Source organism: Myxococcus stipitatus DSM 14675, from assembly GCF_000331735.1.
GTDB classification, from domain to species: Bacteria; Myxococcota; Myxococcia; order Myxococcales; family Myxococcaceae; genus Myxococcus; species Myxococcus stipitatus.
Window position 1 is genome coordinate 8809835 of sequence record NC_020126.1, and the last position, 19490, is coordinate 8829324.

Consider the following 19490-nt stretch of genomic DNA (forward strand, 5'->3'; position numbering starts at 1 on the left):
GCAACATGAGGACCATGCCCGGCCCGCGTCCCACCACCGGTGGGCGGGCCGGGCGTTTCGCCTTCACGAAGCAACCATCTCGGAGCAGGCGGGGACCTTGCGTCTTCCCCTGCTCCGAAGTGCCTGTGCCTCGGGTATCCAGGAAGACCCTCTCCTCGGAGGTTCCCCGTGGCAGTCCCCTTTCGCTGGCTCAAGCCGCTCCTGGCGGCCGTGTTGCTCTTCTCGCTGACGGGTTGTGACGACGACCCCGTACCCCAGTCCCCCGACTCAGGCACTCCCGACTCCGGCATCCCCGACGCGGGGCCGCCTGACTCGGGGCCCTATGTCTGGGACGGCACCTACACGGAGATGGAGGACCCGGGCGACTGGATTGATCCAGGTGCCCCCTACGCTCCTTGCACCTTCGACGCCTCGAATCCGGACAGCGGCGTCTGTGAGCAGTTGTCCCGCTTCGATGTGTCGCAGTGCGACCGGGACGCCCTCGCCGCCCTTCCCCAGGAAGGCATCTATCAGGCCGTGGTCCGCAACCAGGTCATCCTCACCGATGGCGGCGTTCGTTTCTCCGTCGGCAGCTTCGGCATGCACCTGCGGGCCGAGGACGCGGGCCCGAGCACGATGTTCGAGGCGCCCGTGCTCCACCGGGACACCCAGGGAGGAGACTTCTCCGTCATCGGCCAGCTCGCCCGGACCAGCACGGTGTACACAGTGGTGGGCTGCAAGACGCCCGCTCCCAACGTCATCACGGGCTGCATCGCGACGTGCCGCCGAGGAGTCTTCAGCCGGGCGGGAACCTTCGAGGCCCACCGGGTCGCCAAGAGCGGTGAGCCCGAGTCGTCCGGCGGGCTGACCCTGGTCGGGGAGCGCTACACCCCGGTGGGGACCCCCGTGGATCTCTACGTCACCAAGGGGCACGCCTACGTCGTCTCCACCCCGACCTTCATGAACGGCAAGGACGGGGGTCTCTCCATCTTCGATGTGAGCAACCCGCGCAATCCCATCCTCAAGACCACCCTCACCCTGCCGGGTGACAACTTCTGGAATGGTGTCTGGGCCAAAGGTGACGCGCTCTACATTGCCAGCGGGAACCGTGGGACGCTCATCTATGACATCTCCCAGCCCGCGGCGCCCGTCTTCATCCGCAGCCTCCCGACGGGCAACCCCGGCACCCACACCGTGCTCGTCGACGGCGACCGGCTCTATTCCATGGACGCCAGCTCTGGCACCTACGTCCACGAGCTCACCGACCCGCTGAATCCCGTCCTGCGCACCGTCATCGGCTCGCCACCGGAGGTGCCAGACGGCGCACCCCATGACACCTTCGTGTACCAGAACCGCCTGTATATCAGTAACCAGTCCTATGGTTACGTCGTGGCGGACGTGGCGGACCTGGACAACGTCCGCTTCCTGGGCCTCTACGACACGGGCCCCCTCGTCTACTCACACCACAGCGCGGTGGGCACCTTCGGAGGGAAGACCATTGCCTTCATGGGCGGTGAGTTCAACGCCTCCCACGTGCGAGTGCTCGACGTCACCGACCCGGCCCACATCGTGAAGATCGGGGAGTTCCGCCTGCGGCAGACCACCTCCATGCACAACATGCTCCTGCGAGGCAATCGCCTCTACGTGGTCTGGTACCACGACGGTCTGCGAGTGCTGGACGTCTCCAACCCCACCCAGCCCAAGCAGGTGGCGCACCACCTCACCTTCCGGGAAGAGGACCCGGGCCGGAGCGATGGCGCCTTCGAAGGGGCCATCGGCCTGCGCATCCCCGGGGATGGCTACGTCTACGTCGTGGACACCTCCCGAGGGCTGCTCATCTACAACGAGCTGTAGTCACGCCCGGGGGTGCTCCCGCCCCTGAGACGACAGGCCCCGGCTGGCGTGCGTGCGGGACTCCCGCCCCACGCCAGCCTCCTTGCCCTGCCTGGGAGTGGGGCCCGCCGCGACGGCGTGCGACACCGCCCCCGCGAAGCGCGCGAGGTGCTAGAGGGGCGCGCATGATTGTCCGTCCGCGAATGCACTGGCTTCGCATGTTGTTCGTCTGGCGCGGCTCGGTGGTGTCGCGCATCCTGCCGCGCCTGGGGTTCTTCCTCGCGTTGAGCCTGCTGGCGGTGGCCCTGGGCCCGCTGCCGTTCGCCCTGAGAGAGGGCTCCCTGGCGCTGCTGGGCGTGGCGCTGGCCATCTTCCTCGGGTTTCGCAACAGCACGGCCTATGACCGCTTCTGGGAGGCGCGGAAGCTGTGGGGCTCGCTGATGATCGTCTCGCGGTCCTTCCTGCGGCAGGCGCTGACGCATCCCTCGCCCGCGCTCAGCACCGAGGAGAAGCGCGAGGTGACGGACCTCTTGCGCGCGCTGCCCATGACGCTCAACCACCAGCTCCGAGGCACCCGAATCCCGCTCGAGTCGCTTCCTCCAGGGGTGCGCGAGTGCGTGGTCGCCGCGGACCACCGCCCCGCCAAGGTCATCCTGGCGCTGGGCCAGTGGGTGACGAAGCAGCGGCATCAGGGCCGGGTGAGCGAGCTGCTGGTGGCGTCGTTCGACGACAACCTGGACCGGCTCTCGGAGGTGCAGGGCGGCTGTGAGCGCATCGCGGGAACGCCCATTCCCTATGTCTACAGCGTGATGTTGCACCGGACGGTGTACATCTACAGCCTGCTGCTGCCCTTTGCCCTGGCCGGCAGCCTGGGCTGGTCCACGCCGCTCGTGTCCGTCTTTGTTTCATACACGTTCATCGCGCTCGACACCGTGACGTCGGAGCTGGAGGACCCGTTCGGCAACGAGCCCAACGACCTGCCGCTCGACGCGCTGACCCGCACCATCGAGCGCGGCGTGCTGGAGATGGTGGGAGAGCCCCTCCCGCCCCTGCTCCAGCCGGATGACAAGTTCCTGCTGACCTGAGGCGCGACGCGTTCACGCAAGACCCACGGGCTTCTCCGCGGGTCCTTCGCTACATCCCGCCGTGTAGCGCCTGGGGCCACAACTCCGGGCACTTTGTGTCCAGTCCGGTTACAGGCCCGCCAAACACAAACACCGTCTCAGCCACAACGCACCACCCTCGATAAAAAACAGACACCCCCAGCAAACGGCATGGCTTCTGCTTCGACACATCCGGCCCCGCCGCCCGTGTCGTCGCTCGCGCCGGGGCGCCTGTCTGTCTTCTAGGGGGTTCCCACATGCATCAACACTCCACGCGAGGCGTTCGCCGCCTCGTGCCCGCGTCATTCCGCTGGCTGTCGTTGTCCGTCCTCGCGCTCGGCGCCGCGCTGCTGGCGCCTTCCGCCCAGGCCGCCGCCGAGCCTTCCGTGGAAGAAGGCCCCGTCGCGACCCTCACCCACCTGAGCGTGGAGCAGGGCGCGTTCAAGGTCGGCATCCGGTGGTCCGACAAGCAGCCGCTCCCCTCCTCCGCCAAGCTCCTCTCCCAGGACGGCGCGGGCACCGTCAACGACGGCGCCGAGGTGACACCCAAGCCCGGCGAGGAGTCTTTCGTCACGCTCGGCAAGGCCATCCAGAAGCCGTGGGAGACCGGCTGGAACCAGAAGCTCGTCCTGCAAGGCGCCAAGGAAGAGTCCCTCGCGACCTTCCCCTACAACGTCAACCTGGACTGCACGGATGAGAAGAACTGCACCCTGAACGTGTCCGCGGGCGCCGCCACCAACTCGGAGGTGATGCACGTGAGCACGGAGCTCGACGCGCTCATCGCCGAGCTGGAGGCGAGCCACAAGGAGACCGAGTTCGACCTCGTCGAAGAGGTCGGCAAGGCCAACCCCCGCCTGCTCGGCGAGGCGCTCGTCTACGTCCACACCCTGGCGAAGCTGCGCCAGCTCGCCGGCCCCTGCACCTGCGTGTGGCAGGCCGTCTACGGCCAGAGCCCCGCGCTCATCGGCTACGGCGTCAATGTCTCGAACGCGAACGGCATCCTCTCCGGCTGGAACGGCCCAGGCGCCAAGCACGCGCTGACGGCCATTGGCGGGAGCCCCACGGGCATCGGCGGCACCTTCACGGGCATCAGCCAGGTCACCCTGCGGCTCAACTGCACGCGCTGGGTCTATTACTACTACTGGGATGTCGTCATCGGCTGGCCCGGCCGCCCGGTGATTGTCCTGCCCATCCCCCGCCCCCGCCTCGTGCCCTGCATCTCCACCTGCGCGGCCCGCTTCGACCACCAGGGCCGCATCAGCGGCTCCACGTTCGTTGCCTACACGAGCCCCGGCAGCTCCGCCACCGCCCGGGAGCAGGGCGCCTATCGCGTGGACGGCACGCTCCTCATGAGCCAGGTCGCCAACAACGGCACCTCCTTCAACCTGGTGAACGGCACCTCCGTGTGGTCCAACATCGGCTCCACCGGCCGCGTGGACTCCTACGGCAATGTCTTCGCCGCGAAGAGCTTCCCCTACTTCAGCTCCGCCTCCGTCGCGAACGGCCACGCCATCTCCATCCACGGCCAGGCCCGGTGCCCGTGGGGTCCCAATGGCCACGCCGCGGTCTGGACCTACGGCACCTCACAGGGCATCCCCCAGACGAACCTGCTGCGCTCGTCCATCCAGAACTTCTTCTGGCAATGGGGCATCTTCGTCATTCCCTGACGAGGTCTTGCGGGTGAGGCTCCGCCGGACACCGCCCGCCCAGGGCGGTTGAGCGCAGCCCGTCCGATATTCTCCCCCGCCGATGGACGTTCACGGATGACCGTCACATCGGCGGGAGGAGAGCGCATTGATGCAACGAGCCATAGTGATTCTCGCGGTGCTCCTGGGGGGGTGCGCGAAGAACGTCCCGGCCCCTGAGCTCGCCTCCACGGCCACATCGCTCCCGAGCCCCGAGTCCCGACCCGAGCCGGAGCAGCCCAAGTACGAGCACATCTTCATGATGCCCGTGGACCAGGCGCTCGCCGAGGCCACCCGGCTGCTGTCCCAGAACGGCTGGGTGCTCAAGCCCATGGAGGACCCCAAGTACCTGCTGACGGAGTGGCGGGCCGCGCAGATTGGCATCAAGTCCTGGGGCTGGCAGAGCGACGGTGACTTCACGCGCTACCTGGTGGCCGGCGAGCTCATCGCCGAGCGGCAATCCATCGTGCGCATCTTCCGCATGAAGCGCGTGTCCTTCAGCAACGACGCGGAGCTCCGGGCCTACTCCAGCGGGCGCCAGGGCTCCATCGCCATTTGGATGACGGCCGTCGAACAGGACCTCATCCGGAAGACCTCTCCCGTGGGCCTGGCCCAGCGCGAGCGCGACATCGCGCCGTGGGTGGACTTGGACGGCCCCGCCCAGGGCACCCGCGACCTGAGGCTGGAGCAGGACCTGCTCCTGCGGCTGGAGACGCGCCCCTCGCTCGAGACGCTCACCGGCACGCTGCGCCTCACGCGGGACGACACGTTCGCCCGGGACCCGTCCTTCTACCTCAGGCGCTGGAAGCAGGAGGTGCAGGAGCCCTGCGACCGGAAGGTGGCGGGGTTCCAGCCGCTGCTGAAGCCCGGGCTCACGGTGCTCATCGGCGAGCAACTGGGCACCCGTGAGTCACCCGCCGCCGTGGGCGACCTGGCGTGCGAGGCCGCGAAGGCGGGGCACGGTGTCACGCTGGTGCTCTCGCTCCCCGACAAGGAGCAGAAGCGGCTGGATGCGTACCTCAAGAGCCAGGGGCGGCCGGTGGACCAGGACGCGCTGCTGTCAGGGGACCTCTGGCGCAAGATTCAACAGGACGGCCGCGGCAGCCGCGCGATGATGGACCTCATCGACCGGGCGCGGGCACTGAGCGCGGCGGGGCATGCCATCACGGTGGTGGCCATGGACACGGACATGTCCGGCGGCAAGTCGCGGGATGCCCACATGGCGAAGGGGGTGCTGAAGCAGCGGGACGCGCGCCCGCGAGACGTCCTCCTGCTGCTGGCGGGCAATGTCCACACACGGCTGAGCGACGCGGACTGGGATGATGACTTCGTCCCCTTGTCCAAGCACCTGCACCAGCGCCTCCCGGACCTGAAGGTCCTGGAGGTGGGCTATGCCCAGGGCCGCCGCTGGGGATGCGATGTGGAGACCTCCGGCGACATGGTCTGCGACATCATGGGCATCACCCCGCTGCCCGAGCTCTCGGTTCCCGCGGGAGTCCCCATGGCCATCCGCATGCTCCCGGAGCTGCACGATGAAGGGTTCCATGGGTTCCTCGACGTCGGAGCCCTGTCCATCTCGCTGCCCGCCATCGCCCTGCGCGGTCACGGAACCGCCGCGCCCTCGCCCGTGGCGGATGCGCCCGCCGCGGCCGAGGCTCCCGCCGCCGCGCCCGCGATGAGGAAGGCCCCCGCGACGCCGGTGCACGCGCAGGCGGAGCCGGAGTAGCGCGGGAAGCGGTCCTGGCCGTGCGCGTCGAGCCAGGACCGCTCACCGAAGCACCTCGCGTTCCTCGCCAAAGGCTCGCACACGCGGCTCTCGTCGAAGGATGTGAAGCGGCTCACGCTTGCGCGCGGCCTGGGAGTCACGTCTGTGCACAGGCATGCACAGCCGGGCTCCCGCCGCGATGTCAGACCCCTGTCATGAAGTACCCGCGCGATGATGAGAAGCTGAGCGCCAGCTCCTCACGACGGAGGCAGGGACATGGCTGGAGGCGGACCTCGCAGTGCCGTGGTCATCGGCGGAAGCATGGCGGGGCTGCTCGCCACGCGCGTGCTCTCGGACCACTTCGACAAGGTCACCCTGGTGGAGCGGGATGTGCGAGCGGAAGGACCCGCCACGCGCAAGGGTGTCCCGCAGGGGCCCCACATCCACGTGCTGTTGGACACGGGACGGCGCGTCCTCGACAAGTACTTCCCCGACCTCTTCGAGCAGCTCCAGGTCCAGGGCGCCCAGTTCATCGACTCGAGCGGAGACCTCGCCTGGCACCACTTCGGCGTGTGGAAGCTGCGCCGCGCCAGCGGCATCCCCGGCCTGCTCTGCACCCGGCCGCTGCTGGAGTGGAACGTCCTGCGCCGCGTGAAGGCCCGGCCCAACGTGGAGCTTCGCGACGGGTGCTCCATCGAAGGGCTGCTCGCCGACGCGACGGGCTCCGGGCGCGTCACGGGGGTGAAGGTCAAGACGCCCCAGGGAGAGGAGACGTGGGAGGCGGACCTCGTCGTGGATGCCAGCGGCCGGGGCTCGCGGATGCCGCAGTGGCTGGAAGCCATCGGCTACGCCCGTCCGGAGGAGGAGCAGGTCATCGTGGACCTCTCGTACACGACGTGCCTCCATGAGCCGCCGCCGGACTTCCAGCGCGAGTGGAAGGCGCTCTTTCTCTATCCCAGCCCTCCCAAGGCCTGGCGCGCGGGCTTCATCTCGCACGTGGAGGGAGGCCGGTGGCTCGTCACGCTCAACGGCTACTTCGGCGAGCACGCCCCCACCGAGTACGCGGGGTTCCTCGAGTACGCGCGCTCCCTGACGCGTCCGGACCTGTACGAATACATGAAGGCGGCCAGGCCGCTTGGCCCCATCACCCAGCACAAGGTGAAGGACTGCCGGTGGCGACACTACGAAAAGCTGCCCCGCTTCCCCGAGGGACTGGTCATCCTGGGAGACGCGGCGTGTGCCTTCAATCCCCTCTATGGGCAAGGCATGTCGGTGGCGGGGCTCGGCGCGGAGCTGCTGGACACGTGCCTGCGAGAGCAGGCCGAGCGAGGCGGGCTCGCGGGCCTGGCGCAGCGCTTCCGGGAGCGCTTGCCAGAGGCCATCCGGCTCCCCTGGCTGCTGGGCACGGGCATGGACCTGCTGTATCCGCAGGCCGTGGGCAAGCGGCCCTTCGGCCTGGGCCTGCTGCACTGGTACATCCTGCGGCTGATGGAGCGGACGTCGACGGACGCCCACGTCCATCGCCAGTTCTACCGAATCCTGCATCTGCACGCGGGGCTGGGGGCGGTGCTCCAGCCCTCCGTGGCGCTGCCCGTGTTGAGCCACGGGCTGAAGTCGCTCCTGCGTCCCCTGGAGCAGCTGGCGAACACCGAGACACGGCCTCCTCCGCTCACGCCTCCCCTCCCAAGCCCTGTCCCGGTCCAGAAGTCGACGGGGTGAGCCGTGGGCGTCAGGGGGCCGCGGTCGCCCTCGCGGCGGCTCGGGCGCGCTTGAGCGCTCGGGCCGAGGCGTCGAGGAACTCGTTGCTGGCCTCGGCCAGGTCCACCGCGCGCGCATCCACCCAGCTCTGCAAGGAGTTGTAGGCCATCACCGCGGGGATGGCGACGAGCAGGCCGAAGGCGGTCGTCACGAGGGCCTCGGAGATGCCCGTGGAGATGGTCCCGATGCCTCCCGAGCCGGACTCGCCCATCTGCTGGAAGGCGGTGACGATGCCCATGGTGGTGCCCAGCAGGCCGACGAAGGGAGCCGTCGACGCGACGGTGGCCAGGTGGCTCAGGCCGCGCTTGAGGCTCTGCACCTCGCGCTGGGCCTGGCGCTCCAGGCTTCGGGCCACGGACTCCATGACCTCGTCACGGCTGTCCTCCTCCGCGACGCGATAGGCCACCAGGCCCGCGCGGATGGTGCGGCCGAGGTAGCCCACCTCGGGCCCCAGCTTCGCGCTCGCGGCGCCGTCGAAGTCGCCTCGGGAGAGCAGCTCGTCCATCTGCGAGGCGAACTTGCGCGACTGGCGCCGGGCCGAGCGGAAGACGATGGCGCGCTCGGCGAGGATGAGCAGGGAGACGATGGACATCACCGCCATCACGATGACGATGCCGCGGGCGAAGTGGCCCATGTGCTGCCACAAGCCCAAGATTGTGAATTGCATGGCGGGGTGACGCGCCTCCTCGCGCGTGGGTCCACAAGGAACCGGCTGGGAAACGATGGGTGGGTGCTCTCGATGGACACGGTACGCAGGGGCCCACCCCGAAGGGTGGGCACGTGCCCATGAGAGCGTCATCGTTCCGCAATGAAGAGGCGCGCCCACCCGCAGGATGCGGGCTTCAGCGGAAGGGACCCGTCACCTCGAAGGTGTAGCCGCCGCTGCTGCTGCCGGTGGTGCCACGCTGGGAGCTGAAATACAGACGGCGGCCGTCCGGGCTGAAGGCCGGGCCACAGAGCTCCGAGCTCGAGTGTCCTTCCAGCCGCAGGAAGGGCGAGACGGTGCGCGGGGTGCCCGGGGTGATGATGCAGATCTCCATGTTGCCGCCGTCCTCGGCGACGTAGATATCCTTCGAGCGGGAGACCACCACGTTGTCCACGCCCGTGAGCGGAGAGCCCGAGTAGAGCGAGGCGTCGTAGATGACCTCCAGCTTCCCGGTGGCGGGGGTGTGTGCCCAGACGCGGTTGTTGCTCTTGGTGGTGAAGTAGACGACGCCGCTGTCGTACCAGCACCCCTCGCCGCCGCTGAACACCGTCGTCTTGGAGGCCACGGAGGACTGCTCCGACGCGGGCGAGGTCGCCGCGCACACGACCCAGGTCAGCGTGGCGGTGCCGGCCATCGGGTCGCCGGTCACCTTGGCGGCCTCCAGCGTGCCCGCGGTCAACACCGGCCAGGCGGAGGGCGTGAAGCGATACAGGCGGCCGGAGGAGGTGTCCTCCGTCAAATACAGACGCCCGTCATCCGGGTCCACCGCCACGGCCTCGTGAGCGAAGGTGCCGAGCGCGCCCCGGGCGACGCCCTGAGAGGATTTGGTCGGGTCACATTCCCAGACACGCCCGCTGCCGTGCTCTTCACAAGACAGCCAGGTCCCCCAGGGCGTCGGGCCGCCAGCACAGTTGGTGCGTGTGCCGGAGAGGATGCGATAGGCGCCCACGATGGCGCCGCCGCCGTCGAAGCGAATCGCGCTGGCGCCTCCGGAGCTCGTCTCGCTGTTGGAGACATAGGCCCAGCCGCCACCGTTCATCGGGAAGCACGCGCCGCCGTCCGGCGCGGAGTGCCACGTGTAGCTCGTGCCCGCCACCACGCGCCCGGAGCGCGCGACGACTCGGGAGGAGAAGCCCGCGGGCAATCGCAAGCCATTGGCATCGGCGCTCCCGGACATCGCCCCGTAGGGGCCGGGTCCAGGTTCAGCGGGTGCGGCGTAGGCGGCCTGCCAGAATGCGGGGCCCAACGCCAACGTCCCGCCTCCCAGCGCGGAAAGACGGAGGAAGTCACGACGGTCCAGACGCATGTGTTACCCCCAGGGGAAGAAGCCGGGGCAAGCTATTCTTGTTTTTCTTGAAAATCAATTAAAGCAAGGAGACGAGAAAGTTACATCCGTGAGTGAATCAAGTGACGACATTGCGTCTGGATGGATGAGAGGGGTTGCGGCTCGCGTGGGAAGTGAATTCCAGGATTGCGTTTCATGACTGTTGACCAGTTCACGGGAACGATTGCCCGGGCCCAGGCGTCTCCCTTCATCTCCTGGAGGCGCGTGTTGCTGTCCATCCTGTTGCTGAGCTTGTGGGCCGCCTCCCCGGGAGGCACCGTCGAAGTCGAGGTCTTCGTCCCCCTGTGCGACAACGCCCTCATCGTCTGTGGGCGGCAGGCCGCGGGCGACCCTCGCGCGCTGGACTCCAACCTCTACTGGGGCGCGCGATATGGCGCGGAGCGCTTCCTCTCGCGCGCTCCCGGGTTCGTCGTGAAGAGCCGCCAGGACGGCCCCGCGAGCGCCTCCGTGCTCCGCGAGCTCGTCATCGAGCGCCCCGCCACCCAGGGAGGACGCACCGTCCGCCTGGTGCTCCGCGCCTACGCGGGCGACCGGATTGACGCCGCGCTCGAGGACTTCCTGCGCGCCGCCTCCGGCGCCAGCCAGGCCGACCTGGTCGTCTGGGCCGGCCATGACCGCCTCATGGATGTCCCCGCGCCCACGGTCCAACCTCCCCCTGGCGCCACACCTCGCCCCGTCGTCGTGCTCGCGTGCATGAGCGAGCGCTACTTCGGCCCCGTGCTCCAGCGCCTCGGCGCCAGGCCCGTCGCGCTCACCCGGACGATGATGGCCCCCGAGGCCTATCTCCTCGAGGCCCTGGCCCACACCGTCGCGAAGCACGGCCCCACCCACCCCTCCGCGCTTCGGACCGCCCTCGTGGACGCGTACGCCCGCTACCAGCGAATCACCCCCCGCGCGGCGTCCTCCGTCTTCTCCCGGCTGGAGCCCGCCGCCCCCTGACTGTCGCGGAGCCTTCATCCCCGCACCTCGTCCTTGTGAGCCGCGAGGGGACATGCCAGAAGGCGCCGAGAGCAGGGGGACATGCCTTTGAATCTTCCAGTCGAGTTCGCCGAGGCGGTTCAACGCCAGGGAGTCCGCTTCAAGGTCCAGGGCCTGCTGGGGGAGCAAGAGCGCGTCTACACCCTCGGGACAGCACCTCGGGAGCTGTCCGCCCTCTTCGAGCTCTACTGCCAGCCGCTCATCGTCGACATCGCGGACCGGCTCGGCCTTCGCATCGCGGATGCGCCGCGCACCGTCTACCCCAGCTTCACCTTGATGAAGAACGAAGCGGACCGAGCGAAGGTCGCCATCGACATCAAGACCACGTTCCGCCGCCCCGAGCTCACCTTCCCCCTGGGCCCCTACACCGCGTTCTCGCGCAACGGAGCCCAGGACACCCGCTATCCCCTGGACCAGTACGCCGAGCACTGGGTCATCGTCTTCGTCTACCGCCGCGACGACGACATCGAGTGGTTCGTCCAGGAGCGCTACAGGCTCACCGACGCCGTCCCCACCCAGGACAGCCCGCGCCTCCCAGCCCCTACTCGGCGATGAGCAACACCTCGCGGCTCGTCTGGTTCCGCGAGAGCGCGTACTGATACTCCAGCGTCCGCACCACCACCCTCTTCTTGTGGCGCCCGAGCAGCCGCTTCAGCTCCGCCACAGACGGGATGCCGTCCGAGCGATAGGACACCACGAGGATGCTGTCCCTCCAGCGCTCGAAGACCTCGTCGAACGCGGACGCAATCCTCCCAGGCCGAGTCCAGGGTGAGTCCACCCGCCGATAGGGCCGGTGTTTGTATTCACCGTCGACCAACTCCGGCCAGCGCGCGTACTCCGTCAGCCCTTCCAGGAAGTGGTAGAAGCCTCGGTAGTCCACCCCGACTCCCTTCCCCGAGATGTAGGGCGGGTCGAGATACGCGAGGTCCGCGCGGCCCGGGAGGAGCGCCGCATCTCCACACGTCGCCCGGTTCGCGCGTCCGTTGTCGAAGACCGCGCGGCTCGCCTCCGTGGCCAGACGCAGGAGGTGGTCGGCGAAGGGCCGGTCCCACGTCACCTTGTTTCCAAACGTGCGCTCGACGCGGGCCTCGCGCATGTACAGGTTGGCGCGGTGGAACAGGTTGTAGGGCCGCTTCGCGATGCACGCCTGGAACACCGCGTAGTACGCCATCGCCTGCTTGTACCCGTCCGGCATGGCCGCGAGGTTCTGCGCCATCACATCGAGGAGCCGGTTCTCCTCCTCCGGGTAGTAGATGTTCGCGAAGGTCCGCGCGATGAAGTCCGAGGAGCGCCCCGCGCGCGGAGCCACCAGCGCCGCCACATCCTCACCGTCGAGGCGCGTGGAGGGATTCTCGATGAGCGCCCGGCCGATGAAGTGATTCGAGCGGAGGCAGTCGTTGTAGTGGACCTGCTTGCCGTGAACCTTGAAGAGGTACGAGACCGAGCCCGTGCCCCCGAAGAGGTCGACCACCGAGTCGAACTCCAAGGGCGCCAGCTGCTCCCACAACCAGCCCAGGAGCTTCAGCTTGCTGCCCTGGTAGCGCGTCGCCGGGAAGTCCTCGATGGAGGGCCCCGACGCCGTGGCTGCAGTTGAAGCTCGACGCGCCACCCAAGACCTCTTCCGGGAGCAGGACCACCCGGCCCCGTCACGTAGACGAGGCCAGAAGCCCCGTCAACCTCACCCCAAGGCGTCCAGTCGCCGCTGGAGCAGCCGCCGCTCCGCCTCCTGCCGCGTGAGCTCGAGCGCCCGTACATAGGAGGCCCGGGCCTCCGCGCTCCGCCCCAGCCGCCGGTACAGGTCCGCTCGCGCCGAGTGCAGGAAGCGATAGTCCGTCAGAGCGCCCCGCGCCAGCAGCCCATCCACCAGCGCGAGCCCCGCCTCCGGTCCATCCCGCATGGCGACCGCCAGCGCGCGGTTGAGCTCGACCACCGCCGAGGGCTCCGCGCGCAGGAGCACGTCATAGAGCCCGACAATCTGGGGCCAGTCCGTCCGCCCCGCCTCCCGAGCCTCCGAGTGCACCGCGGAGATGGCGGCCTGGAGCGTGTACGGCCCGAACCGCCGGGAACGCAGCGCCCGCTCCGCCAGCGCGCTGCCCTCGGCGATGAAGGCCGCGTTCCACGTCGAGCGGTCCTGGTCCTCCAGGAGGATGAGGTCACCGTCGGGCGACATGCGCGCCTCGCGACGCGCCTCCGTCAGCAGCATCAGCGACAGCAAGCCCAGGGCCTCGGGCTCCGGCAGCAGCTCCACGAGGAGCCGGCCCAGGCGGAGCGCCTCGCTCGACAGGTCCGCCCGCAGGAGCGCGGGCCCCGAGGAGGCGAGATACCCCTCGTTGAACACCAGGTAGATGGCCCGCAGCACCGTGTCGAGCCGGTCCGGCAGCACCTCCAGGGACGGCACCTCATAGGGAATCCGCGCCTCCCGAATCCGCGCCTTCGCCCTCACGATGCGCTGGGCGATGGTGGATGCACTCACGAGGAACGCGTGGGCAATCTCCTCCGTCGTCAGTCCGCAGACCTCGCGCAGCGTGAGGGCAATCTGCGCATCCGGCGGGAGCTCCGGGTGGCAGCAGGTGAAGATGAGGCGCAGCGGGTCATCGGGCCACGCGTCATCGCCGCCATCCGGAGACGGCGGGGCGATATCGAGCTGGGCCGCCAGGTCCGCGACGCGCTCATCGAACCGGGCGCGCTGACGAAGCCCGTCGATGGCCCGGAACCGCCCCGCGGACACGAGCCATGCGCGAGGACTCGCGGGCACTCCTTCCCGAGGCCAGCGCCGCGCCGCCGCGATGAAGGCCTCCGCCAGCGCCTCCTCGGCGAGCTCGAAGTCGCCGAGGAGCCGGATGAGCGTGGCGAGCACCCGCCGCGACTCCGTGCGATAGACCTCATCGAGCTTCCCGCGAAGCTCCCCATCCGCCTCGTCACTCACGGCACGAACGTCTCGACGGGCCGGATTTCAAGGCCCCAGCCCAGGTGCTCGCCCAGCCGCGCCGCGGGGTGGAGCGACGCGACCTGGACCGCCTCCTCCAAGTCACGCGCCTCGATGAGGAAGAAGGAGCCGACCTGCTCCTTCGACTCGACGAACGGCCCGTCCGTCACCGAAATCCCGCCGCCCCGGGGACGCACCGTCACGGCCGCACGGTGCCGCAACGAGGCCACCGCGCCGAGCTTCCCGCTCTGGCGAAGCGACTCGTCCAGCGGCTGGCACTGCTTGCCCAGCGCCTCCAGCTCCGCGGGTGACAGCGACTCGAAGGCCGCCTCGTTGTAGTAGGCCAGACAGAGATACTTCACGGTGTCCTCCCGCGTGCGTGAGGGGGGGGTGTTACGCGGCTCACGCCTTGGATTCAAACATCTGGAACGGACGGACCTCCACGGCCCATCCCAGGTCCTCGCCCGTGCACGCCGCGGGGTGCAGCGACGCCACCCGGACCGCGTCATTCAAGTCACGCGCCTCCACGATGAGCACCGCTCCCACCGTGCTGGCGATGGTGCCCTCGGAGGTCGAGGGCTTGCCGTCCCGCACCCGCAGAATCATGGAGGTGCCGTGCTGGAGCGAGCCCACGGCCACCTGCTGCCCGCTGGCCTGGAGGGCCGCGTTGTAGGGCGCACACTCCTTTCCGAGGGCCTCCAGCCGGGCGGGGGTGAGGGTCTCGAACTTCGCGAGGTCGTAGTGCAGCAGGCAGAGATACTTCATGGCGTTCTCCTCGAGGTGGACCGCGTGGAACACCCCTTGGCCGAACGGCCCCCGGCGAAATCGACATCGCCTTTTCGGGCGCGGTCGATTTTCGCGAACCCTTGAAGTCTCGCGGGGTTGCGACATCGACCGGGCGCCGGGCCCGCACCTCCACGAGAAAACCCGCAACACGAATGAATCACAACCTCCCGGCGACCAGGATTGCGCGTGGGCTCGTATTGCTCTTGGCAATTTCAACCACAGGAGCCGCACGAATGACCAAGCTCGTTTCAGCCCTTGCTGGCCTCACCATCACCCTGGCTTCGGCGCAGGCCTTCGCGGGCGTCGTCTGGATGGACACGACGGCCGCCATGCGCGCCGCGTCTGGCTATCCCATCACCAGCCGAGGCAGCGTGAGCTGGGCGTACGCGAACCGGGGCGCGGAGGCGGTCTGCGCGCAGCACGGCTACGCGCGCGGCCTCTACACGGGCGCCCAGTCCGGCGAGCTGATGGGCCTGCACTGCTTCACGTCCGACATGGTGACGTGGCAGGACGTCCCGTTCGGGAACATCACCCGCTGGGCGTGGTGGGACGACGGCATCACCGTGCTCGACGACCAGATGGCGTTCAAGGCGGAGGCCGCGACGACCGGCGAGGCCGGGCAGATGGGGCTGAACTACGGCGCGGGCTTCCTCACGGGGCACAAGAACACCGCGACCAACCACGTCGGCATGGTCGGCATCGACCGGTCCCGCGTGGGGGGACGCGGCGTGCGCACCGACGCGACGGGCTTCCCGGACCTCACGCCGTCGTTCAACCCCCACTATGCGCCCTGGTACACGGTGCGCGCCGTCGCCACCCAGGTGTGTGAGAGCTACGGGTTCGCGACGGGCGTGGCCTCCGGTGCGTACACCACGGGCACCATCGGCATCCTGAGCCTCTCCTTCCACTGCTTCAACTGAGCGGAGCGGGAGTCCCCCGGTCGATTCGCTAGACGACCGGTCTAATGGACGTTAATCCCAGGGGCATGAGTGCCTCTGGGGTTGATGTCCGTCGCCACATCCTGGAAGTGGCCCACCCGCTGCTGGTCCGAAAGGGCTTCTCCGCCGTCGGTCTGGCGGAGGTGCTCGAGGCCGCGCAGGTGCCCAAGGGCTCGTTCTACCATTACTTCGGCTCCAAGGAGTCCTTCGGCGAGGCGCTGCTGGAGGCCTACTTCACCGACTGCCTGGCGCGCATGGACGACCTGCTGTCGAAGCGGGGCACGTCCGCCCAGCGGCTCGTCGCATACTTCCGCGACTGGCTGGAGTCCCAGACGGAGGCCGACACCCAGCAGCGCTGTCTCGTCGTCAAGCTGGGCGCGGAGGTCTGCGACCTGTCCGAGAACATGCGCGCGGTGCTGGACCGAGGCACCCAGCGCATCGTCGCGCGCATTGCTCGCGGCATCGAAGCCGGCAAGAAGGACGGCTCGGTGAAGACAGCGCTCGATGCGCAGACGGCCGCCGTCACCCTCTATCAGAGCTGGCTCGGCGCCAGCCTGCTCGCGAAGATCACCCGCGACCGCGCGCCCCTCGACACCGCCATGAGCAACACGCGGCGGATGCTGGGGATGACGAAGGACGGCTGAGCCCGGGGCTGCTCCCCTGTGCTCGCCTTCTTGTGTCTGACTTCTAGACGACCGGTCTACTCACACCCTGTCTTTCCCCTCACCCCCGAGCCCCCCATGTCACAGACCCAGCACGTCAATCGCCGCATCATCCTCGCGAGCCTTCCCAAGGGCGCGCCGAGCGCACGGGACTTCCGGCTCGAAGAGGTGCCCGTCCCCACGGTGGGAGAAGGGCAGGTGCTGCTGCGCACGGTGTACCTCTCGCTGGACCCGTACATGCGCAACCTGATGGACGAGGTGGGGCCGGGCTATGCGCCCCCGGTGAAGCCCGGCGAGCCGATGGTGGGCGGCACGGTCAGCCGCGTCGTCGAGTCCAAGCACCCCGGCTTCCGTCCCGGTGAGGTGGTGTTGAGCAACGCGGGCTGGCAGGACTACGCGGTGTCGGACGGCAAGGACCTGATGCCGCTGGGTGGACTGGCGCGTCCGTCGCTGGCGCTGGGCGGGCTGGGGATGCCGGCGTTCACGGCCTACGTGGGGTTGCTCGACATCGGCCAGCCGAAGGCGGGGGAGACGGTGGTCGTGGCGGCGGCGACCGGCGCGGTGGGCGCGGTCGTCGGGCAGCTCGCGAAGCTGCGGGGCGCGCGGGTGGTGGGCATCGCGGGTGGAGCGGACAAGTGCCGCTACGCCGTGGAGGAGCTGGGGTTCGATGTCTGCCTGGACCGGCGGGAGGGGAAGCTGGCGGAGCGCCTGGCCGCGGCGTGCCCCAACGGCATCGACGTCTACTTCGAGAATGTCGGAGGCGAGGTGCTCGACGCGGTGATTCCGCGGCTCAACAACGGCGCGCGCGTGCCGGTGTGCGGGGTCATCACGAACTACAACGCCGAGTCGCTGCCGCCCGGCCCGAACCGGCTGCCGCTGCTGATGACGACGGTGCTCCAGAAGCGCATCCGCATGGAGGGCTTCATCATCCTCGACCACTACGCCACGCGCTTCGAGGCCTTCCGCCGCGACATGGGCGCGTGGGTCGACGCGGGTCAGGTGAAGCTGCGCGAGGACGTGGTCGAGGGCCTGGAGAACGCGCCGGCGGCCTTCATGGGCCTGCTCGAGGGCCGCAACTTCGGCAAGCTCGTGGTGCGCGTCGGCGACGCGTGAGCCTGTCCGTGTCCGTGTCCGGAGCTCGCTGAGCGTCGAGCCCCGCCGGGCAGGCGTCGGTCCCTGGCGCGGCAGGCGAAGTCCCACGGGCGATCAGCGGGCAGCCGCTCCTGGCCGCCCGTCACGCGTGTGATGGCCGCGGCCTTCGCCCCCTGCCCAGGTCTCCCATCGAGCAGGGGGCTCGCGGCGCTCACCGACGGGCCGCGACCTGTGCGGGCTGTGCCGTGGCGGCGGCGCGCTTCTCGTCGACTTCACGGATGTACTGCTCCGCGTCGGCACGCGTCTGGATTGCGCGCACCCGGGCGAGAATCTCCGGGCGCTGCGCGGGGGGAGACAGCGCCAGGTCCGTGCGCAACACGAGGTGCAGGAAGCCGGGCAGATGGCCTTCGGCCACCAGGTCGGTCGGCTCCGGGGGCTTCGCGGCGCTCGGCGCGGGCGGGGGGATGGACTCGAAGCCTTGCGGCCACGGCAGGGTCTCCGGGCAGTCCGTCCTGGGCGAGGACAACGAGGCGAGCGGGAGCAGGTGGCTCGCGGTCCCGTCGCGCAGCGACATGGGCGTGAGGCCGAAGGCGGCCTTGAGCGTCGCCGGCACCGAGGCGTGGTCGTAGAGCCGGTGGTCGATGACATTCCGGGGGACCCACGGCGAGATGACGACAGCGGGGACCCGGACACCGTATTGCTGGAAGGTGAACCCGTACTTGTTGACGGCCGGGGGCATCCGCCACGTGTCCCGAGGCGCCACCGCCTGGGGCGGTGCCACGTGGTCGTAGAAGCCACCGTGCTCGTCCCAGGTGACGATGAGCATGCTCTCATTCCAGACAGGCGACTTGCGAATCGCCTCGTAGGTGGACCTGATGAGCCACTCGCCGTGCCGGACGTCGTCTCGCGGATGCTGGGAGTTGCCTCCCGCGTATGAGTCATCCGTCACTTTGCCGTACTTCGGCTCGATGAAGGTGTATTGGGCGACCGGGCGCTCCATGAGGTCCCGGGGGAAGTCCTCGTAGGAGCGGACATCCAGGAGATGGACTCCCGCGGTGGCCTTGGCGATGCAGACGTCCCCACCCGCGTAGATTCTCGACGTGAGATTGGGATTCGTGAGCAATGAGCCACGCTCGAACCGGAACCCGCCGTCCAGGTGCTCTTCCCACTCGATGCACTCCGCCATGCTGGGGCTGTGGTCGAGGCCCCCCGCCGTCGCCGCGTTGACGAAGAACCGGTTGGGCCAGGTGGGGCCGGGCATGGAGGAGAACCACTGGTCACAGACGGCGAACTCCCGAGCGAGCGCGTTGAGCACCGGGAGTTGCTGAGGGGCGTAACACCTCATGATTTCACCCGGGTCCGCCGTCGGGAGCTGGGCCTCGTGCGCCGCGGCGACATAGCTCTCGACGAAGCCCGACAGCGTGATGGGCGGATACTTCACGACGGGGGCCTTGAAGTGCTCGGCGTGGGACGCCCAGTTGACGCCCGTGAGCTGCAGGAGCACGTCCAGGAAGTCGTGATGGGGCCCCACGGGCATCACGTAGTCCGCGGGGCTGCTCACCGGGTAGCGGCGCCCCTCGAAGGTGTTGAACTCGTTCCCGGTCAGGCCATTGAGCACCGTGTGCTTGCCCGTGACCGCGTCGGTGCCTGTGATTCCCGAGAACCCCAACATATGGTCGAAGGAACGATTCTCCAGCATCAGAACAAACACATACCGAATGGGCGTGGCCACGCAGAGACTCCTTGTAGAGGTCTGCCATTGAATTGCCATGTCCCTCCAGGCACGTCAATGCCACGCATCTCCACCCGCTCTTGACGCGTCAAGAGCGACCACTGACACGTCAGGGAAGGCAGCTGACGCGTCAGGCCCGCGAGCCCGTCTTGCATCTCCGCCACGGTGGGGCCCGAGGCACAAGGCATGCACGAGCCCCGTGACTTGACCCATGCGCCCGGGGGGCCTCCATGAAAACCAGGTATCCACGTGTCTTTGATCA

At 68.8% G+C, this 19490-nt stretch carries 17 protein-coding genes; 10 read left to right on the forward strand and 7 right to left on the reverse strand.

Going from position 1 to position 19490, the window contains the following annotated elements:
* Nucleotides 1-168: 168 nt before the first annotated feature.
* The 5 genes from MYSTI_RS33975 to MYSTI_RS33995 all read left to right on the forward strand — a co-directional run bounded on the left by MYSTI_RS33975 (nucleotide 169) and on the right by MYSTI_RS33995 (nucleotide 8024).
* Complete coding sequence (locus MYSTI_RS33975) at nucleotides 169-1833, forward strand: LVIVD repeat-containing protein (protein ID WP_015352374.1); 1665 nt, start codon at nucleotides 169-171, stop codon at nucleotides 1831-1833.
* 164 nt (nucleotides 1834-1997) lie between these two features.
* Nucleotides 1998-2897 (forward strand): bestrophin family protein, encoded by a 900-nt coding sequence (locus MYSTI_RS33980; RefSeq protein WP_015352375.1) that lies wholly within the window; start codon nucleotides 1998-2000, stop codon nucleotides 2895-2897.
* A 275-nt stretch (nucleotides 2898-3172) separates the two neighbouring features.
* Nucleotides 3173-4582, forward strand: coding sequence for a hypothetical protein (locus MYSTI_RS33985; RefSeq protein WP_015352376.1), 1410 nt, complete (start codon nucleotides 3173-3175; stop codon nucleotides 4580-4582).
* 130 nt (nucleotides 4583-4712) lie between these two features.
* Nucleotides 4713-6326 carry a hypothetical protein gene (locus tag MYSTI_RS44275; protein WP_015352377.1) on the forward strand — a complete coding sequence of 538 codons (1614 nt, stop codon included), beginning with the start codon at nucleotides 4713-4715 and terminating at the stop codon, nucleotides 6324-6326.
* Nucleotides 6327-6581: 255 nt separating this feature from the next.
* A complete protein-coding gene (locus tag MYSTI_RS33995; RefSeq protein WP_015352378.1) occupies nucleotides 6582-8024 on the forward strand; it encodes an FAD-dependent oxidoreductase in 1443 nt (480 codons plus the stop codon).
* Between the two features lie 10 nt (nucleotides 8025-8034).
* On the opposite strand, the gene MYSTI_RS34000 is transcribed toward MYSTI_RS33995, so the two are convergent.
* Both MYSTI_RS34000 and MYSTI_RS34005 read right to left on the reverse strand, forming a co-directional pair.
* Complete coding sequence (locus MYSTI_RS34000) at nucleotides 8035-8730, reverse strand: MotA/TolQ/ExbB proton channel family protein (RefSeq protein ID WP_015352379.1); 696 nt, start codon at nucleotides 8728-8730, stop codon at nucleotides 8035-8037.
* A 175-nt stretch (nucleotides 8731-8905) separates the two neighbouring features.
* A complete protein-coding gene (locus MYSTI_RS34005) occupies nucleotides 8906-10075 on the reverse strand; it encodes an alkaline phosphatase PhoX (RefSeq protein ID WP_015352380.1) in 1170 nt (389 codons plus the stop codon).
* Nucleotides 10076-10249: 174 nt separating this feature from the next.
* Here MYSTI_RS34005 and MYSTI_RS34010 point away from each other — a divergent pair, with 174 nt between their 5' ends.
* Both MYSTI_RS34010 and MYSTI_RS34015 read left to right on the forward strand, forming a co-directional pair.
* Nucleotides 10250-11053: a hypothetical protein gene (locus MYSTI_RS34010; protein ID WP_015352381.1), complete on the forward strand. Its 804-nt coding sequence runs from the start codon at nucleotides 10250-10252 to the stop codon at nucleotides 11051-11053.
* Nucleotides 11054-11134: 81 nt separating this feature from the next.
* Nucleotides 11135-11647, forward strand: coding sequence for a type II restriction endonuclease (locus MYSTI_RS34015; protein ID WP_015352382.1), 513 nt, complete (start codon nucleotides 11135-11137; stop codon nucleotides 11645-11647).
* Here MYSTI_RS34015 and MYSTI_RS34020 read toward each other — a convergent pair.
* From MYSTI_RS34020 to MYSTI_RS34035, 4 genes are all read right to left on the reverse strand, one after another.
* Nucleotides 11634-12701: a DNA adenine methylase gene (locus MYSTI_RS34020; RefSeq protein ID WP_015352383.1), complete on the reverse strand. Its 1068-nt coding sequence runs from the start codon at nucleotides 12699-12701 to the stop codon at nucleotides 11634-11636. The two genes, MYSTI_RS34015 and MYSTI_RS34020, sit on opposite strands and share 14 nt — an antisense overlap.
* Nucleotides 12702-12770: 69 nt before the next feature.
* Nucleotides 12771-14018 (reverse strand): RNA polymerase sigma factor, encoded by a 1248-nt coding sequence (locus tag MYSTI_RS34025; protein WP_015352384.1) that lies wholly within the window; start codon nucleotides 14016-14018, stop codon nucleotides 12771-12773.
* Nucleotides 14015-14380 (reverse strand): YciI family protein, encoded by a 366-nt coding sequence (locus MYSTI_RS34030; protein WP_015352385.1) that lies wholly within the window; start codon nucleotides 14378-14380, stop codon nucleotides 14015-14017. Before MYSTI_RS34030 ends, MYSTI_RS34025 begins: the two co-directional genes overlap by 4 nt.
* 40 nt (nucleotides 14381-14420) lie before the next feature.
* The gene (locus MYSTI_RS34035) at nucleotides 14421-14783 is read right to left on the reverse strand and encodes a YciI family protein (protein ID WP_015352386.1); all 363 of its coding nucleotides are present in this window, start codon (nucleotides 14781-14783) and stop codon (nucleotides 14421-14423) included.
* A 254-nt stretch (nucleotides 14784-15037) separates the two neighbouring features.
* Between MYSTI_RS34035 and MYSTI_RS34040 the strand changes: the two genes are divergently transcribed.
* The 3 genes from MYSTI_RS34040 (at nucleotide 15038) to MYSTI_RS34050 (ending at nucleotide 17517) form a co-directional block, all read left to right on the forward strand.
* The gene (locus tag MYSTI_RS34040) at nucleotides 15038-15724 is read left to right on the forward strand and encodes a hypothetical protein (RefSeq protein ID WP_015352387.1); all 687 of its coding nucleotides are present in this window, start codon (nucleotides 15038-15040) and stop codon (nucleotides 15722-15724) included.
* A 65-nt stretch (nucleotides 15725-15789) separates the two neighbouring features.
* A complete protein-coding gene (locus MYSTI_RS34045) occupies nucleotides 15790-16386 on the forward strand; it encodes a TetR/AcrR family transcriptional regulator (protein WP_015352388.1) in 597 nt (198 codons plus the stop codon).
* Between the two features lie 96 nt (nucleotides 16387-16482).
* Nucleotides 16483-17517 (forward strand): NADPH-dependent curcumin/dihydrocurcumin reductase, encoded by a 1035-nt coding sequence (locus MYSTI_RS34050; RefSeq protein ID WP_015352389.1) that lies wholly within the window; start codon nucleotides 16483-16485, stop codon nucleotides 17515-17517.
* Between the two features lie 190 nt (nucleotides 17518-17707).
* On the opposite strand, the gene MYSTI_RS34055 is transcribed toward MYSTI_RS34050, so the two are convergent.
* Nucleotides 17708-19228, reverse strand: a complete 1521-nt coding sequence (locus tag MYSTI_RS34055) for an alkaline phosphatase family protein (protein ID WP_015352390.1) — start codon at nucleotides 19226-19228, stop codon at nucleotides 17708-17710.
* Nucleotides 19229-19490 lie beyond the last annotated feature (262 nt).

Coding starts and splice junctions, on each gene's coding strand:
- MYSTI_RS33980 (WP_015352375.1), top strand. CDS start 1,998: ATGATTGTCCGTCCGCGAATGCACTGGCTTCGCATGTTGTTCGTCTGG.
- MYSTI_RS33985 (WP_015352376.1), top strand. CDS start 3,173: ATGCATCAACACTCCACGCGAGGCGTTCGCCGCCTCGTGCCCGCGTCA.
- MYSTI_RS44275 (WP_015352377.1), top strand. CDS start 4,713: ATGCAACGAGCCATAGTGATTCTCGCGGTGCTCCTGGGGGGGTGCGCG.
- MYSTI_RS33995 (WP_015352378.1), top strand. CDS start 6,582: ATGGCTGGAGGCGGACCTCGCAGTGCCGTGGTCATCGGCGGAAGCATG.
- MYSTI_RS34000 (WP_015352379.1), bottom strand. CDS start 8,730: ATGCAATTCACAATCTTGGGCTTGTGGCAGCACATGGGCCACTTCGCC.
- MYSTI_RS34005 (WP_015352380.1), bottom strand. CDS start 10,075: ATGCGTCTGGACCGTCGTGACTTCCTCCGTCTTTCCGCGCTGGGAGGC.
- MYSTI_RS34010 (WP_015352381.1), top strand. CDS start 10,250: ATGACTGTTGACCAGTTCACGGGAACGATTGCCCGGGCCCAGGCGTCT.
- MYSTI_RS34015 (WP_015352382.1), top strand. CDS start 11,135: ATGCCTTTGAATCTTCCAGTCGAGTTCGCCGAGGCGGTTCAACGCCAG.
- MYSTI_RS34035 (WP_015352386.1), bottom strand. CDS start 14,783: ATGAAGTATCTCTGCCTGCTGCACTACGACCTCGCGAAGTTCGAGACC.
- MYSTI_RS34040 (WP_015352387.1), top strand. CDS start 15,038: ATGACCAAGCTCGTTTCAGCCCTTGCTGGCCTCACCATCACCCTGGCT.
- MYSTI_RS34045 (WP_015352388.1), top strand. CDS start 15,790: ATGAGTGCCTCTGGGGTTGATGTCCGTCGCCACATCCTGGAAGTGGCC.
- MYSTI_RS34050 (WP_015352389.1), top strand. CDS start 16,483: ATGTCACAGACCCAGCACGTCAATCGCCGCATCATCCTCGCGAGCCTT.